Annotated in this window: 16 protein-coding genes; 13 read left to right on the top strand and 3 right to left on the bottom strand. The window is 37.4% G+C overall.

Annotated features, from left to right (window positions below):
* The first annotated feature begins 201 nt into the window (after positions 1-201).
* Positions 202-1,431 (top strand): MGDG synthase family glycosyltransferase, encoded by a 1,230-nt coding sequence (locus KHA87_RS12460; RefSeq protein ID WP_213094492.1) that lies wholly within the window; start codon positions 202-204, stop codon positions 1,429-1,431.
* A gap of 168 nt (positions 1,432-1,599) precedes the next feature.
* Positions 1,600-2,334, top strand: a complete 735-nt coding sequence (locus tag KHA87_RS12455) for a polysaccharide deacetylase family protein (RefSeq protein WP_213094491.1) — start codon at positions 1,600-1,602, stop codon at positions 2,332-2,334.
* A gap of 715 nt (positions 2,335-3,049) precedes the next feature.
* Here the strand turns inward: KHA87_RS12455 and KHA87_RS12450 are convergent.
* Positions 3,050-4,342, bottom strand: a complete 1,293-nt coding sequence (locus KHA87_RS12450; RefSeq protein WP_213094490.1) for a VTT domain-containing protein — start codon at positions 4,340-4,342, stop codon at positions 3,050-3,052.
* A gap of 486 nt (positions 4,343-4,828) precedes the next feature.
* Between KHA87_RS12450 and KHA87_RS12445 the strand changes: the two genes are divergently transcribed.
* Positions 4,829-5,410, top strand: coding sequence for an undecaprenyl-diphosphatase (locus tag KHA87_RS12445; RefSeq protein ID WP_213094489.1), 582 nt, complete (start codon positions 4,829-4,831; stop codon positions 5,408-5,410).
* 130 nt (positions 5,411-5,540) lie between these two features.
* Here the strand turns inward: KHA87_RS12445 and KHA87_RS12440 are convergent, their stop codons facing one another.
* Together KHA87_RS12440 and KHA87_RS12435 are read right to left on the bottom strand one after the other, a co-directional pair.
* Entirely contained in the window at positions 5,541-5,777 is a 237-nt protein-coding gene (locus KHA87_RS12440) for an indolepyruvate ferredoxin oxidoreductase subunit alpha (RefSeq protein ID WP_213094488.1), read from the bottom strand.
* A gap of 168 nt (positions 5,778-5,945) precedes the next feature.
* On the bottom strand, positions 5,946-6,491 hold the full coding sequence (locus tag KHA87_RS12435; RefSeq protein WP_213094487.1) for an NADPH-dependent FMN reductase: 546 nt from the start codon (positions 6,489-6,491) through the stop codon (positions 5,946-5,948).
* A 206-nt stretch (positions 6,492-6,697) separates the two neighbouring features.
* Between KHA87_RS12435 and KHA87_RS12430 the strand changes: the two genes are divergently transcribed.
* The 10 genes from KHA87_RS12430 (at position 6,698) to phoU (ending at position 16,922) form a co-directional block, all read left to right on the top strand.
* Positions 6,698-7,312, top strand: a complete 615-nt coding sequence (locus KHA87_RS12430; RefSeq protein WP_249310378.1) for a helix-turn-helix transcriptional regulator — start codon at positions 6,698-6,700, stop codon at positions 7,310-7,312.
* A 102-nt stretch (positions 7,313-7,414) separates the two neighbouring features.
* Positions 7,415-8,113: a response regulator gene (locus tag KHA87_RS12425; RefSeq protein WP_213095153.1), complete on the top strand. Its 699-nt coding sequence runs from the start codon at positions 7,415-7,417 to the stop codon at positions 8,111-8,113.
* Between the two features lie 2 nt (positions 8,114-8,115).
* Positions 8,116-9,894 carry a two-component system histidine kinase PnpS gene (pnpS, locus tag KHA87_RS12420; RefSeq protein WP_213095152.1) on the top strand — a complete coding sequence of 593 codons (1,779 nt, stop codon included), beginning with the start codon at positions 8,116-8,118 and terminating at the stop codon, positions 9,892-9,894.
* A 90-nt stretch (positions 9,895-9,984) separates the two neighbouring features.
* A complete protein-coding gene (locus KHA87_RS12415) occupies positions 9,985-11,535 on the top strand; it encodes a sensor domain-containing diguanylate cyclase (protein WP_213094485.1) in 1,551 nt (516 codons plus the stop codon).
* Between the two features lie 211 nt (positions 11,536-11,746).
* Complete coding sequence (locus tag KHA87_RS12410; protein WP_213094484.1) at positions 11,747-12,652, top strand: phosphate ABC transporter substrate-binding protein PstS family protein; 906 nt, start codon at positions 11,747-11,749, stop codon at positions 12,650-12,652.
* Between the two features lie 85 nt (positions 12,653-12,737).
* Positions 12,738-13,679, top strand: coding sequence for a phosphate ABC transporter permease subunit PstC (pstC, locus tag KHA87_RS12405; RefSeq protein ID WP_213094483.1), 942 nt, complete (start codon positions 12,738-12,740; stop codon positions 13,677-13,679).
* Positions 13,680-13,684: 5 nt separating this feature from the next.
* Positions 13,685-14,569, top strand: coding sequence for a phosphate ABC transporter permease PstA (gene pstA / locus KHA87_RS12400; RefSeq protein ID WP_213094482.1), 885 nt, complete (start codon positions 13,685-13,687; stop codon positions 14,567-14,569).
* Between the two features lie 15 nt (positions 14,570-14,584).
* Positions 14,585-15,418 (top strand): phosphate ABC transporter ATP-binding protein PstB, encoded by an 834-nt coding sequence (gene pstB, locus KHA87_RS12395; RefSeq protein WP_213094481.1) that lies wholly within the window; start codon positions 14,585-14,587, stop codon positions 15,416-15,418.
* Between the two features lie 34 nt (positions 15,419-15,452).
* Positions 15,453-16,226 (top strand): phosphate ABC transporter ATP-binding protein PstB, encoded by a 774-nt coding sequence (gene pstB / locus KHA87_RS12390; protein ID WP_213094480.1) that lies wholly within the window; start codon positions 15,453-15,455, stop codon positions 16,224-16,226.
* Positions 16,227-16,268: 42 nt separating this feature from the next.
* Positions 16,269-16,922, top strand: a complete 654-nt coding sequence (gene phoU / locus KHA87_RS12385; protein ID WP_213094479.1) for a phosphate signaling complex protein PhoU — start codon at positions 16,269-16,271, stop codon at positions 16,920-16,922.
* Positions 16,923-17,083 lie beyond the last annotated feature (161 nt).

Raw genomic sequence — 17,083 nt, 5'->3', positions numbered from 1 at the left:
AACCCTTTGTTTTTAAAGGGTTTTTCTTTTTGTAAATCATAATTTACCGTAATACTTAAATAAATTTTTTCATTTACCATGAACTATTTCTCTATTAGAGAAGTCTCTTAATAAGATCCTAAAAAATTCAAAGGATAATACCTAAGTATATATCCTCCTTTAAGAGGGAAATTCCGTTAAAGGTATTGGAGGAGAAATAATATGGTGATGAAAATGAAGGATAAAATTCTGATTTTATCAGGGACATTCGGTCAAGGACATCAACAAGTGGCAAATGCTATTAAAGAAGCGGCTGATCTCCGTCTCCATGAATATGATACAGTTGTGGTTGATTTCATGGCCTGGGCACATCCAAATATGTATCCTATTAGTCATTACGTATATATGAAAAGTATTCAAAAGCTTCCACAGCTATATGGTTATTTATATCAAAAAACACATGATCGCAATGCCTTTTCAACGGGCTTAAATACAATAATGTCAAGCGGTATGGGGAAAATGCTGAAACTATTGCAGCAAATCCGACCTAATGTGGTCATATGCACCTTTCCATTCGCGGCAGGCATCCTTTCAAAATTAAAGGAATATGGTCTAACGAATGTACCGCTTGTAACAGTTATTACAGATCATTCTACTCATAGCTATTGGATTCATCCATTCACAGATCATTATATTGTCGGCTCAAATGGAGTAAGACAGGAATTGATTCGTTTGGGGATATCCGACGAGCAAATTTCCAGTACAGGTATCCCGATTCGAACAAAGTTCCTGCAGCCGATGGAGAAGGAAAAATGGGTTCAGAAGTATGGATTACAGCCTAATTTTCCTGCCATCTTAATTATGGGTGGCGGTGATGGATTAATTGGAGAGGGATTGTTAAAGACGGATATATTGGATAAGCTGCCGTTTAAAGCGCAGTTTATAATACTGTGCGGCCGCAATGAGAAATTACGGAAACAATTAGAGATGGAATTAAAATCATCCAAACATCGTTTTCATTTATTCGGTTTTATCGAGAATGTCCAAGAATTAATGGCAATTTCCGATCTAATTGTAACCAAACCTGGTGGGGTGACAACCTCAGAAGCGATTGCAATGGAAATGCCAATGATCTTATATAAGCCGCTGCCTGGACAGGAACAGGATAATGCCTTATTTTTAACAAAATCCGGCGTTGCTGTTCAAGCAAAGAATCCATCTGAAATTATGAATGCTATTACTGGCATTTTAAATAATGTACAAACCATGTTTCAAATGAAAGAAAATGCGCGGAGCCTGCAGAAAAAAGAGGCAGCTTTTGATGCGGTCCATATTATTAGGGATTTGATGTTTTATCAAAAACCCTTCTACGAAGCAGATTTATCTCTGATGACAAAATGGAGAACGAATCGTTTATTGAAAAGGGAAGGGGCTTTTTATAGCCATATATAAAGGCTCTTTTCGGAAACTTAGATTGATTTTTCAGACGAATGTTTATTAAAAACCTTATTTTTGATTAATAGGGTTCCTTGTTAAAAAAAAGATGCCCGAAACTATTAGAATTTGTAATATGAGAATAGCTGTATCTATGCGAAAATAAGCAACGAATATGAGAAAGGGATGCACATCTTGCTTGCACTGTTCATTGTTTTGATAGCAATTATTGTTTATATGTTTGTTCCCTTTGCCTTTTCGAGGTGGATAGGCATAGGTGTCCTACGGAGGAACAAGGCAAATTCCGCCATTGCTTTTACCTTTGATGATGGTCCGGATCCTAAATACACAGGAGAGCTTCTCAATTTATTAAAAAAGTATCATGTGAAAGCTACTTTTTTTGTTGTTGGTTCAAAAGCGGAAAAGCATCCTGATTTAATTTTAAGAATGCATCGGGAGGGCCATCTAATCGGTATGCATAATTATGTGCATCGTTCTAATTGGGGGATGATGCCATGGACAGTAAGACGGGATTTAAAAAGGACTGCTTCTATTATAGAAGGGATTACAGGTAAAAGACCGATTTATTATCGACCGCCATGGGGTCTATTGAATTTCTTTGATTTATTCCTAGCAGGAAAATATAAGCTGGTCTTATGGTCGCTGATGGTTGGTGATTGGCGCAGTAGCGGCGGCAGTGAAAAGATAATTCACGGGATTCTTAATAATGTTAAGCCTGGAGATATTATTTTATTGCATGATAGCGGTGAAACCTGGGGGGCAAATGAAGATGCACCCGCTTATACGATTGAAGGCTTAAAATATGTTCTGGATGCTTTGCAAAAGCAAGGACATTATTTTACACGAATAGATAATATGTATAGAAAGAAGAAGGCTCATATGGAGCATTTTTCGATTTAGACCGATTTAAATGATTGGTCTATTTTTTTTGCTTTAGAGGTTGCGGTATTATATGCGTGCAAAACCAAGTTCTAATATTTTTTTTTACTAAATTACTAAGAACTAGCAACAATGGGTTGTTGATGAAAGGGGGGACAAGAGCAATTGGAGAAACCAAACAGGGCCATTGGTGCCCGAAAAGGGAGAAGATGAGGGAATTGGGTAACCAAACAAGGCTTTTGGTGCCCGAAAAGAGGGAAGATGAGGGAATTGGGGAACCAAACAAGGCCATTGGTGCCCGAAAAGAGGGAAGATGAGGGAGTTGGGTAACCAAACAAGGCTTTTGGTGCCCGAAAAGGGGGAAGATGAGGGAATTGGGGAACCAAACAAGGCCATTGGTGCCCCAAAAGAGGGAAGATGAGGGAGTTGGGTAACCAAACAAGGCTTTTGGTGCCCGAAAAGGGGGAAGATGAGGGAGTTGGGTAACCAAACAAGGCTTTTGGTGCCCGAAAAGGGAGAAGATGAGGGAATTGGGTAACCAAACAAGGCGATTGGTGACCGAAAAGGGGGAACAGAGCAATTTGGGAAACCAAACAAGACCTTTGGTGACTGAAAAGGAGGAAGCAGAGCAGTAAGCGTAACCAAACGCCGATCTTGTTTTCCAAAATTAATCGGAAAGTGGGAAAACCTAATCAAGCTTTAGAAAAAAAGAACGCTCAAAACTGAGCGTTCAGCATCATTTTGCTGGTGAGGATTGTTTAATCAGATTCAGCAGTCTCGACAATTCAATTAACAATATAACTAAACAAATCCAAACAGCTCCAAAGGTGTAACCTGCGACAAGATCACTTGGATGCTGGTACCCCAAATATATATTGCTGGCTGTAATAACAAGTAAAATTAGTATTTCCAGGCTTACAATAAAGGTATTCAGCAGACTGTTTTTGCTATGACGGACGACTACATACATGAAATAAGCAAATATCACAATGGATAGCAGAGTTTCTTCACTAGGGAAATTTTTGCTTACTAATTTACCCTTTGTAATCATATTAAAAAGCAGGGGTAGACCTTTGCTTAATAATATACCGCCAATAATGCCGATGACATAATACTGATATTCCAATAATTTATTTTTTCCTTTAAAGGCGATCCAAATGACGGTAAGTATTCCTACCACCAATAAGGATTTCCAGGAAGTTAGTCCACTGAACCATTTCATCAAATGCGTCCAATTTTGATTAAATACATATTGGACAACAGTATTAGCGATGTCATTAAACTGTTGGAATTCATTTGCTATAAAACCTTGAATTACACTAATCATCAAACTAAACAAAGCAATGAAAATGACTGTGATGAAAAAAATCAATAATTTTATTTTAAGAAAGCTGTTAAAGCGTTTAAACGTATACACAAATAATAGAATCAAATTTTGTTTGATTTTTTCTTTGTTTGTTTTGATTAAGAAATATAATAAATATATGATCCCAATAAGGACACAGCCAATAATCACGTAAATCTTTGCCTGCTGATGAAATTGTTCCCATTTTGGACCGAATATTTTACCAAGAGTCACAAAGGTTCCGACCCAAAGAAACACACCGATATAGGCAAAGATGGCGTATTGCTTAAAGGAAATTCTAGTGATCCCGGAAAATATACTCGTTATATGGCGAACCCCAGGAATAAAATAGGAAAACAACAATAACCTTTTCCCGTATTTGCGGTTCCATTGTCCCATTTTTTCAATTTTGTCTGGCCCCATGTGAATTTTACTTCCGTATTTATTAAAAAAGGGAGCGCCAAGTTTGTATCCGATCCAATAAGAGATTGTAACCCCAATGATGCCACCAAGCCCACCAAATAGAATAGTTAAGAATAAATTCATCTTTCCTTGATAGACTAGGTATCCGACATAACTCATCAATATCTCATTAGGTATTGGAACGATGATAAGCTCTAGCATTAGTGAAAAAAATAATACGATATAACCGTATTGGTCTATTAAATGAATAAGTAAATTCAATTTTTACTCCTCCATGTTTGATTACAAGTTTCAAGGGTCTTTTTTTAACTTTTTCGCTTTTGTAGATGAAAATCCTAGTTCCGCAAAGTTTTTGTAAGATTAGTTAATATTTTTCAAAGAAAAGATTCCCTGAACTAAGTCTTTAATAAGATATAAAACATAAAAGTAAATAAACAGTCTATACCAAAGCACCTTTCTTAATAATAGACCGCTTCACGTGCGTGAAAGTTCGCGAAAATGGTAGTTTTATTTGAATTTATTATGTAAAATAAAATGTACTTATTTTTAGTGTGTATGTAATTTTTAAATCATAAACACTTTAGTTAATGGGTAAATTTAACACTTTTATTTTATATGAACTTTTTATTTAATAATAGGGTCTCTTTATGTAGGAATCAATTTTTGCAAAAATCTCATGAAACATTCTTTAGAAAATTTCCGTCTTAAGTTTAGATTTATCATAAATAGAAAGTAGGAATTAACAGAATGAATTATCAATTATATCAATCCATTCACAATTTATCCGGTCACTCTACCATTTTAGATGACTTAATGATTTTCTTCACGAATTATGCTCTTGTCATATATGCGCTTTGTTTGCTTGGAATATGGTTTTTAGGAGGAAACAAGAGCAAAAGGATGGGACTTTATGCTTTAGGGACTGGAATTATTGCTCTAGCAATGAATTTTGTTATTTCAAAAATTTATTATGAGGATCGTCCATTTGTAACCCATCACGTACACATCTTAATTGAACATGCACCAGATGCATCCTTTCCAAGCGACCATGCAACAGGGGCCTTTGCAATTGCTTTTGCTTTATGGGCACGCAATCGAAAAATTGGGGTACCGATGATTATTTTAGCGATTATTACAGGTTTCTCTCGAGTTTGGGTAGGTGTTCATTATCCATTTGATGTGGTAGGAAGTATTGTTGTAGCTGCAATCGTTGCCTTTATTATATGTAAACTGGAGCGTTTCTTAAATCCAATACCGGATGCGATTATTAAGTTTTATAACTCCATTTTCGGCAGGAAATCGAAAAATAATTATAAAAAATCATTATAAATCGAAAGGGCTGTTCATTTGAACAGCCCTTTCCTTATTTTTGCAAAAATAAAAACGCCCAAGTATGCTTGGACGTGTTCATTTATTTGTTTAGGATGTTTTTGTACAGAATGTTAAAATCTAAAAACGATTATGATGTAAAGAACTGGCGAGCCTTTTCTAAGAATGGTTGGTCCTCATCGAGTAATTCTTCCTCATGGAAGATTGCATCCACCGGACAAACCGCTTGGCAAGCACCACAATCGATGCAAATATCTGGATCAATGTAAAATTGATCTTTTCCTTCCGCAATACAATCAACTGGGCAAACCTCTACACACTCAGCTGCTTTTTCAGCTTGACATGGGAACGTAATGACATAAGCCATATGAATTAACCACCTTTTCCTTGCACCTATGGATGAAATTCAGTTTTCGCGAATTTCTTAGGTAAATAATATTTTCACGAGATATGATTTGACATACCTTAAAGTTTTTCCTTCTATATATTATCATATTTTAAAGTACTTAATTTAATCTTAACTTATTTTTCTAATTCAAAAAACCATTTTTTCAAAACTTTTTTGCATTGTGACCACTTGTTTTGCTAGGGTATCGATTCTATTCAATACATTTTGGTCAATAATTTCATAATGTTGGTTGAAATGCTCATCATGAGCATACACATAGTTTGGAGCAACATAGGAGCGGAAAAAGCCTGCAATTGGCTTTAATTGATTTTCAATGACCAAATAATGCTGATAGGTTCCGCCATTTGCCAGGAAGCCAATTACCTTGCCGCTAAAAGCCGAAACTGGAACAAGGTCAAACAAATTTTTCAATGCCCCTGTCATGGAAGCTTGATAGATTGGAGTGCCAATAATAAATGCATCCGCAGCTGTGACCATTTCGATAACCTTCTTTGTATCACCTGTGTAATCTGACGGGTTTCTCCCGTCACAAAATTGAACATTATATTCCTTTAGGTCAAGGAGCTCTGTAGTGATATCTTGAAATTGCTCTTTTGCTGATGATAAAACTTTTTCAACCATTATTCGTGTCTTTCTGCCTGAAACTGAGCCGGAAATGCCAAGTAATTTCATGTAAAATCTCCTCATTGTAATATGTCTTTCCTGTTGTTTTTATTATAAAATATGCATACATTATCTTTTATTGAATATTTTTATACATTTATGTATAAAAAGTTGATATAATTAATGTACCAAAATGGTTTGGTTTATTCAATTATAAATAGTTGTTTTCATATATAAGAACCTTAAAAATTTGTGAGAAAATGGTGGTGAGTGTTTTGTCTACAAAGGATGAAATAATGCATCTGTTGAAAAAATATAAAAGATTATCGGTATCCGAATTGGAGGGCCATCTAGGCATTACAGGAATGGCCGTACGCCGCCATTTAAATCAGCTTGAGGCGGAGGATAATATTAAAACGGAAACGATTCGAAAAAATATGGGTCGTCCAGTTCAGCTGTATTCTTTGACAAGAACAGGTGAAGAATGGTTCCCGAAAAATTATTCGGCGATGACGGTAGATTTTCTTCGCGATATTGAAGAATTAAGCGGACCAGAAATGGTCGATGCCCTTTTCCAAAAAAGGGAGGCACGATTGGAGGAAAAATATAAAGCAAGAATAGAGGATAATGATCTAAAGGAAAGGGTTGCTGTTCTTGCCGATATTCAAAACGAAAATGGCTATATGGTGGAATGGCAGGAAAACGAAAATGGCGAGTTTGAATTTGTGGAATATAATTGTCCCATTTTCAAGGTAGCCAGCAATTATCACAAAGCTTGTTCATGCGAGCACTCTTTATTTCAGAAAGTCCTCCAAACCGATAAGGTGGAACAGGTTTGCTGCATGGCCAAGGGCGGAGATTTCTGCAAATATGTAATAAAATCAAGTTAAGAAGCGAAGGGAATCTTCGCTTTTTTTATTATTTTTCTTTCCCATTTTTGGAGCACAATGTAGAATGATATCGAATAGGTCTATTCCAGAGAGGGGATTATCATAGTGACGAAAATTTTAGTTGTAGATGATGAACCATCGATTGTAACATTGCTGAAGTTTAATTTGGAGCAGTCTGGCTACACTGTAGTTACAGCAAATAATGGTAAGGATGGCTATTCTATTGCAAGTCAGGAATCATTGGATCTTATTGTTCTAGACTTAATGCTTCCGGAAATGGATGGAATGGAAATTTGCAAGTCACTTCGTCAAGAGAAAATTAACACTCCGATATTAATGCTTACTGCAAAAGACGATGAATTAGATAAAATTCTAGGACTTGAGCTCGGTGCGGATGATTATTTGACCAAACCGTTTAGCCCGAGAGAGGTAGTAGCCAGGGTGAAAGCAATCCTCCGTCGGACAAGAACCAATGAAGAAGAAGAATCTATTATTGTTAAGGATATAATAATTGGTGATCTCCGTATTTTACCTGAACAGTTTGAAGCCCGTTTTAAAGGCGAAAAATTGGAGTTAACACCAAAGGAATTTGAATTATTGTTATATTTGGCACAACACTCAGGAAAAGTGTTAAGCAGAGATCAACTATTAAATGCCGTTTGGGATTATGATTATGCAGGGGATACACGAATTGTTGATGTTCATATTAGCCATCTTCGTGAAAAAATTGAACTCGATACTAAACAACCCCAGTATATTAAAACAATCAGAGGGTTCGGTTATAAAATGGAAGGAATGTAATGATGAAAAAGCTTTGGCTGCGCATTTCGCTCACCTTTTTAATCCTATTATTTGTTGTTTTGCTAGGAATGGGATTTTTTATTGCGGATATGATGAAAAAAACATATATGGACATGACAAGGCAGCAGCTGCTTCAGGATGCTGATTTAGTCTCCAAAGTGATTAACGTATCCAATTTAACGAGCGGGAATCCAACTTTGCAGCAATCGGTCCACCGTTTTTATCAAAAAAATCAGCCGCGGATTACTATCATAGATACATCTGGAAAGGTTTTAGCCGATTCGGAAGATGATCCTAAAAAAATGGAAAACCATTCGAATCGTCCCGAATTCAAAAAGATTGTCCAGCAGCATAAAAAATTTGGTGAATCCGTGCGATATAGTCACACGTTAGGGTTTAATATGATGTATGTCGCCATTCCAATTCAACATGATCATAAAACGATAGGTGTCATACGTGCCGCATATACATTAGGGAACATTGAACAAGCGATTATAAAGCTATGGCTAAGCCTTGGATTGGCGATGGGAGTAACGCTCCTATTATCCAGTATAATTGGAATTAAATTAGCGAAAGGCATTTCAAGGCCGATTGAGGAAATCATTCAAGTCGCCCGTAATTTATCGGAAAATGATTACAGCAGTAGAGTAAGGCTGAAAACATCCGGCGAAATTCAACAACTATCTAATGCTATCAATGTATTAGCCATTAGCTTGCAAAAACAAATGGATGAAATTCGTGAAAATCAGCAGAGATTAACTGGTGTTTTGACGAACATGGTCAGCGGTGTAATGTTGATTCAACAAAATGGCAGAATTGCACTTGTAAATCCGGCGATGGAGAAAATAATCGGAACATCTGCAAGTTCTTTAATAGGCAAGTTACATATTGAGGCTGGAAAGAGCTTCGGTTTAAGTAAACTAATTGACCAAGCACTGAAGGAAGGCTCTACTCTCCATGAAGAGGTCTACATATATGTACCAAAGGAGCGAATACTTGATGCTCACTTAGCACCACTTATTGGTGTGAATGGAGATATTAACGGAGTTATCACGGTTCTTCATGATATCACGGAAATTAGACGTCTGGAAAAAATGAGAAGCGAGTTTGTAGCAAATGTTTCCCATGAATTGAAAACACCAATCACTTCGTTAAAGGGATTTGCAGAAACATTGCTGGATGGAGCCATGTATGATGAAAATTTATGCCGTTCCTTTTTGCAAATTATATATGATGAAAGTGAGCGCCTGCATCGGTTGATTGCCGACATCTTACAATTATCAAAAATAGAACAGCATAGGCTGCCTCTCCATCCTGAATCGTTAAATATTATAGATATCATTTATGAAACAGTGGAAACTATTCAAGAGGAAATTAATAAGAAGGCAATTAACATGATTCTTCCTGAACGGGGTAAAGTATTTCTCGATGCCGATAAAGACCGATTAAGGCAAATCATTCTTAACCTTGTAGCCAATGCTATTACCTATACCCCTGAGGACGGCATGATTCAGATACATGTGGAGGAATTAGATAAAGAAATTAAACTTACTGTAAAAGATACAGGGATTGGTATTTCGGAGAAGGATTTGCCGAGAATTTTTGAACGTTTTTATAGAGTGGATAAAGCGCGGTCCAGAAATTCGGGAGGAACAGGTCTTGGCCTTGCGATTGTAAAACATTTGGTCGAATCGCATCATGGATCTATCGAGGTCAAAAGCAAAGAAGGAAAAGGGACCTCATTTTTGATCACCCTTCCTAAAAAAACATGGATAGAATAAAAATTGCATATACATTGTCAATTAATGTTGATAATATGGAAAAGGTGGGTAATTGTACTCACCTTTTAATTTTTTGAAGGAGTATATTACATGCTGCAAGGAAAAAGAATAAGGCTGGGAACTGCATTAAGTTTATTAGTGCTTTTTACCATCCTTTTTACGCTTATTGGGAGTTTGTATTCGGCTCAGAAAGCAATGAGAACCTCTTTAGCAAACAGCTATTTAGACAGTAATTATAAATATGCAAAAAAATTAGCTTCGAGTACATCACAATTGTTGGAGCATATGCAATTAAATGTTAATACTATTGCTGGTTTTTTGAGTCATGATACATTTAGTCAACTGGACCTAGATGCATGGAAGAGGGCGAATGAATTTAACTCCATCTTTATTACCGATACAAATGGGACTATTCAGCTAATCAGCCCATCAATTATTCAATATAAGGGAAGAACGGTAAAGGCTGGGGAACGCCTTCAATCTGAAACAATGAAAAAGGCGTTATCCATAAAAAAACCATTTATTTCCCATCCATATCGAGGTGCTTCTGGACAACTGATCGTCCTAATTTCCTCACCTATTTTTAATACATCAGGAAATTATAAAGGTGTAATTGGCGGCACCATTTATTTGGAAAGCGATAATGCCTTAAATAGTTTATTACGGGAACATGAGATGAAAAATGGCTCTTATGTTTATGTAGTTAATTCAGAAGGTAGAATTTTATACCATCCGGATAAAAGAAGAATTTACGAGGATGTTAGCCAAAATAAAGTAGTGCAAAAATTAATGCAGGGTCAAAGCGGTCATTCAAAAGTCATTAACAGCCAAGGAAAAGAATTTTTTGCTGGCTATACCTATGAAAAAAACAGTGATTGGGGAATTGTCTCGCAAACCCCAACATACGTGATAGGAAAACCGCTTTTTAGTTTAATGAAGAAGGTAGCTTATCAATCCTTGCCTATATTGTGCATCATTTTATTTGTATCATGGATCGTTGCCAGAAATTTATCTAAACCGATTAATGTACTGGCTGAATTTACGGAGGATGCTTATCATAAATCATCCTCCGTCGAGATGGAGAAATTTCATGTAAAGTCTCGTATCTACGAGTTTCAAAAGCTTTTTTACCATACCCGGAACTACTTGAATTTGTTAAATAATCAAGTTCAAATAGATGGGCTGACAGGCTTGGCAAACCGCCGAACAATGGAGGCCAAAATACAGGAATGGTTCGACGAAGGAATTGCCTTCTCTGTCATTATGCTGGATATTGATCATTTTAAAAAGGTGAATGATACATTTGGACATTTAGCAGGTGACGATGTATTAAAATTTCTATCTTCCCTAATGATGCAAGAAGTAGATACAAAGGATCTTGCTTTCCGTTATGGAGGAGAGGAATTTGGAATATTAGTGAAACATAAACAGGAAGAACAATCATTTACTATAGCGGAGACGTTAAGAAAGTTAATAGAGACTGTGGAAAGTCCGATTGGTTCTCCTATAACTGCTTCACTAGGCATTTCTTCCCGCCACGAAAACGATCGATATCCGAAAGATATTATTAACAGAGCAGATCAAGCTCTTTATCAATCAAAAAATGCAGGTAGAAATAGAACGACAATCTATCATTCCTAAAATAAAAGAGTTGCTCCGCAAAGTGTTTATTGCTTTGAAGAGCAGCTCTTTTTATTACAAGATTTATCTATGAATAGCTCCAGAACTAATGATTGGGCGATTCCGCTTTTCTATCTTTACAAACTCTTAACATTTCATTAATACCACATTAACACCCAAGTATTATCTTAAACTTGTAAGTTAAAGAAAATGAATTAGGGGGCAACAAAAAATGAAAAAAAGATTAGTAGCAATGTTAGGCATGGTATTCATGTTTGCATTTATTGCAGCTGGTTGCGGAAATAGCAGCTCATCGAATTCTAGCTCATCAAATGGAGATAAAAAAGAAAAAGCATCAGTAAGCGGCTCTATAACAGCAGTTGGTTCAACAGCCATGCAACAGCTTGTAGAAGAAGCTGCTAGTCAATATATGGGTGAAAATGCCGGAACTACCATCAATGTTCAAGGCGGAGGAAGCGGAACAGGATTAAGTAAAGTGGTAGAAGGCGCAGTAGACATCGGTAACTCTGATTTATTCGCAGAGGAAAAAGGTGTAGATGCAAGCAAGATTGTAGACCATAAAGTAGCGGTCGTTGGTATGGGACCGGTTGTAAATAAAGAAGTAGGTGTAAAGGATATTAAGAAGCAACAGCTAATTGATATCTTTACTGGAAAAATAACAAACTGGAAAGAAGTCGGCGGCAAGGATGAAAAAATTGTGATTATCAACCGTGCTGAAGGCTCTGGAACAAGAGCAGTTTTTGAGAAATTGGCTTTAGATGGTGCAACACCGGTGAAAGCACAAGAGCAGGATTCATCTGGTACTGTTCAAAAAATTGTCAGCCAAACTCCTGGTGCCATTAGCTATCTAGCATTCTCTTATTTCAATGATACTATCCAACCATTAAAAGTAGATGGTGTAGATCCGACAAATGCAAATGTGGAAACAAATGATTGGAAGATTTGGGCTTACGAGCATATGTATACAAATGGGGAGCCTAAAGGTTTAACAAAAGAGTTCCTTGACTACATGTTAAGTGATTCCATTCAGTCTTCATTAGTTCCGGATCTTGGATATATAGCAATGACAGGTATGAAGGTAGATCGTGACGCAAAAGGAAATGTAACGAATAAATAAAGCTGGTACAGGCCCGTTCATCTCGAAAGGATGATTGGGTCTGAAGCCTTTTATCAATCTAGTGCAAAAAAGAGTCTTACCTCTAGTGAAAGGGGAAAACATCTTGGAAATAAAAGAAATTAATGTATCGGATAAAAGCTGGGATACTACCACAAAGCTTTGGACGGAACGACGTGGAAGAATTGTAACAGCTTCAGCTGTCTTTATCATGATATTAGTAACCATCTCTATTATATCTTTCGTTGCAACAAAGGGTCTTAGTACTTTTTTTGTTAACCATGGCAGCATCGCCTACTTTTTTACGGGGAAGGATTGGTCGCCTAGTAGCCTTGATGCTTTAGGAAGACCACTGATTGGTGCACTTCCTTTAATAGCTGGCTCCTTTGCAGTTACTTTTTTTGCAGCATTAATAAGTGCTCCACTTTCGATAGGAGCAGCAGTGTTCATGACAGAGATTTCACCGAAATTCGGAAAAAAAATACTGCAGCCAATCATAGAGCTGTTAGTTGGAATTCCTTCTGTTGTATATGGCTTTGTTGGACTCTCCATAGTGATTCCTTTATTAAGAAATAGCTTTTCTGGAAGCGGATTTGGAATATTAGCCGGGACACTTGTACTGGCCGTAATGATTCTGCCAACCATTACGAGTTTATCTATTGATGCCATTCATGGAGTATCTAATCAACTTCGAGAGGCATCCTTATCATTAGGAGCTACCCGCTGGCAAACCATTTTTCGGGTAGTGTTAAAAACAGCAAGGTCAGGGCTTTTAACCGCAATTGTATTTGGAATGGCGCGTGCCTTTGGTGAAGCGTTGGCTGTTCAAATGGTTATCGGAAATTCAACCATTATTCCACATTCATTGGTAGAACCAGCATCCACCTTAACAAGTATTTTAACGATGGGAATGGGGAATTCCGTCATGGGCCAAGTGGAAAATAATGCATTGTGGTCACTTGCACTTGTCCTGCTTCTTATGTCGTTATTCTTTATTATGATTGTACGTATATTAGGCCGCAGGAGGTAATTTTAATGAATGCAAAAATAGCGGACCGTATTGCAACAGCAGTTTTTTATCTAATTGCCGCCTTTATCGTTATCTTATTGGCGGGACTCATTGGATATATTGTTTTAAAAGGGATTGCTAATATTAACTGGCATTTTATTACCTCACCGCCGCAAGGCATTCGCGCAGGTGGAGGGATTGGTCCTCAATTATTTAATTCCTTTTATCTTCTAATATTAACGATGGTCATTAGTATCCCTTTATCATTAGGAGCTGGGATATATATGGCTGAGTATGCAAAGAAAAATGCTTTTACAACCATTTTAAGAACGGCGATTGAGGTCTTATCGTCGCTGCCTTCCATTGTAGTTGGACTATTTGGATTTCTATTATTCGTCCTTTATATGGGCTGGGGATTTTCCATTTTATCCGGAGCTCTTGCCTTAACAGTATTTAATCTTCCGCTAATGGTGCGGGTAGTAGAGGACTCTATTCGGGCAATTCCTGGTGCACAGCGCGAAGCGGGTCTAGCACTTGGAGTGTCTCGATGGGAAACGATCAAACATGTTCTAGTTCCGGCAGCCATTCCGGGAATTGTTACTGGAATCATTTTAGCCTCTGGGAGAGTGTTTGGAGAAGCAGCTGCATTAATTTATACAGCTGGGATGAGCTCGCCAAATCTGGACTTTGCAAATTGGAATCCATTGGATCCTGCTTCACCACTAAATCCATTAAGACCTGCTGAAACGCTAGCTGTTCATATTTGGAAAATTAATGGGGAGGGACTAATGCCGGATGTTGCGGCTATCTCAAGTGGTGCCTCTGCACTTTTAGTAATAGTAATCTTAGTGTTTAATATTGGAGCACGCTGGATCGGAAAATTACTATATAAGCGTATGACTGCGGCGTAGCAGAAAGGAGGAAAAATGATGGTTTCCACAGTTTTAAAAAAGGAAGAAAATTCTTCCATCTATTTAGTGCAAGAAACTCCAATAGAATTGCCAAAGGAGATGGCAATTGAAACAAAGGATATAAATGTCTATTACGGTAAAAACCAAGCCATTCATAAAGTGTCCTTGCCTTTCTATAAAAATCAGGTTACGGCATTAATCGGACCATCCGGCTGCGGTAAGTCTACATTTCTGCGTAGCATTAACCGTATGAATGACGAAATCCAAGGCTGCCGAATGGAGGGGGAAATTCTCTATAATGGGATGAATTTAAATGAACCGAATGTAAATGTCTTTGAAATTCGGAAGAGAATAGGGATGGTTTTTCAACGTCCAAATCCATTTCCAAAGTCGATTTTTGAAAATGTTGCATTCGGACCAAAGCACCATGGGATAAAAAATAAACATGTCCTCCAAGAGATTGTCGAAAAGAGCCTAAAAAAAGCTGCGCTATGGGAGGAAGTAAAGGATCGCTTGCATCGCTCAGCATTAAACCTGTCCGGAGGGCAACAGCAGCGCCTATGTATAGCTAGAGCTATAGCGATGGAACCTGATGTGCTCCTTCTCGATGAACCAGCCTCTGCGCTCGATCCGATTTCAACAGGAAAAATAGAAGAGCTTATTACCGAATTGAAAAAAGATTATACGGTGGCAATCGTGACGCATAGCATGCATCAAGCAGCCAGAATTTCAGACTTTACAGCCTTTTTCTATATGGGAGAATTGATTGAATTTGGGGAAACAAAGGACATTTTTACAAATCCTCAGCATAAGCAAACGGAAGATTATGTTACCGGGAATTTTGGTTAATGCAGTGCACTAAATGATAAAGCAGGTGAAAAAAATGATAATGACAGCTGCCGAAACTACTATTATTCAAACAGATTCATTAAATGCTTTCTATGATGATTTTAAGGCTCTAAAGAATATTAATTTAAATATTAAAGAAAAATCCGTTACAGCTTTAATTGGTCCATCCGGATGTGGGAAATCGACCTTTCTCCGCACTTTAAATCGCATGAATGATCTTGTAGCAGGGTTTCATGTCGAAGGAAAGATAATGCTGAAAGATAATAATATTTATGATTCTAAAGTTGATGTTGTCGACCTGCGCAAACAGGTAGGTATGGTATTTCAGCGGCCAAATCCGTTTCCGATGTCTATTTATGACAATGTTGCATATGGTCCGCGAATTCATGGAACAAAAAACAAAAGCGTTCTGGATGAAATAGTGGAAAAAAGCTTAAAGGCGGCAGCGCTTTGGGATGAGGTTAAAGACAGATTAAATACGTCGGCAATGGGATTATCCGGTGGTCAGCAGCAGCGACTTGTGATCGCAAGGGTTTTAGCCATTCAGCCGGAAGTAATTTTAATGGATGAGCCAGCATCAGCGCTTGATCCGATTTCTACCTCCAAAATTGAGCAGCTTATCCTCGACCTTAAAGAAAAGTATACCATTGTAATCGTCACACACAGTATGCAGCAAGCTGCACGTGTTTCAGATGAAACGGCATTTTTCTTAAATGGAGAAATAGTAGAATTTGGAGAAACGAATATGATTTTTACGAATCCTAAAAAACAGCAAACGGAGGATTATATATCCGGACGTTTCGGTTAACAAAACCAGGAGAACATTACCTAAGGAAGGGAGAATGAACGGGTGGCCAGACAAACATTAGAGGATCGATTAAGAGAGCTTCACGAAAATTTGTTAAAAATGGGTCTTTTAGTAGAGGAAGCAATATATAAAGGGATTAAGTCATTAGTGGAAAAAGATGGGGATCTTGCCACAGAGGTTGTTTCAGACGATCAAAATATTAATAATCTTGAATTAAAAATTGAACAAATGTGCTTTGAGCTTATTGCTTTACAGCAGCCTGTTGGTACGGATTTGCGAAGAATTGCAACGATGCTCAAGGTATCAGCAGATTTGGAACGGATGGGAGACCATGCCGTTAGCATTGCAAAGGCAACGCTTCGGTTAAAAAACGAAACCTATATTAAACCTCTGATAGATATTCCGAAAATGGCGGAGCTTGTTAAGGATATGGTGCATGAAGCATTGAATGCATATGTAGAATTAGATCGTGATGCGGCAATTGAGGTATCCAAAAAGGATGACAAAATTGACCGATATTATTCAGAGATCTTTATGGAACTAGTCAATATCATGAAAGAAAATCCGGCTTGGATTCATCAAGCTACCCACCTTCTTCTAGTAGCACAGCATTTAGAAAGAATAGGGGATTATGTAACAAATCTTTGTGAATGGATTGTGTATTTGAAAACAGGTTCCCTTGTCGAATTAAATTAAGCTATCTTTCTTAAACAAGGCTGCTTTTGTAGACGAAAACTTAAAAGCAACCTTGTTTTTTGTAATGTTGATGAATCTTTTTCATTCCGTGTCTGTGAGCAATTATAACAAACCCTCCCCCCCCCCGATAACTTTAAGTTCTTTTGTTACTGCATGAAATT

The sequence above is a fragment of the Bacillus sp. FJAT-49736 genome, assembly GCF_018343615.1.
In the GTDB taxonomy this organism is placed as follows: domain Bacteria; phylum Bacillota; class Bacilli; order Bacillales; family Bacillaceae_C; genus Margalitia.
Note: the sequence above shows the minus strand (reverse complement) of the source record. Positions and strands in the feature narration are given on the sequence as shown.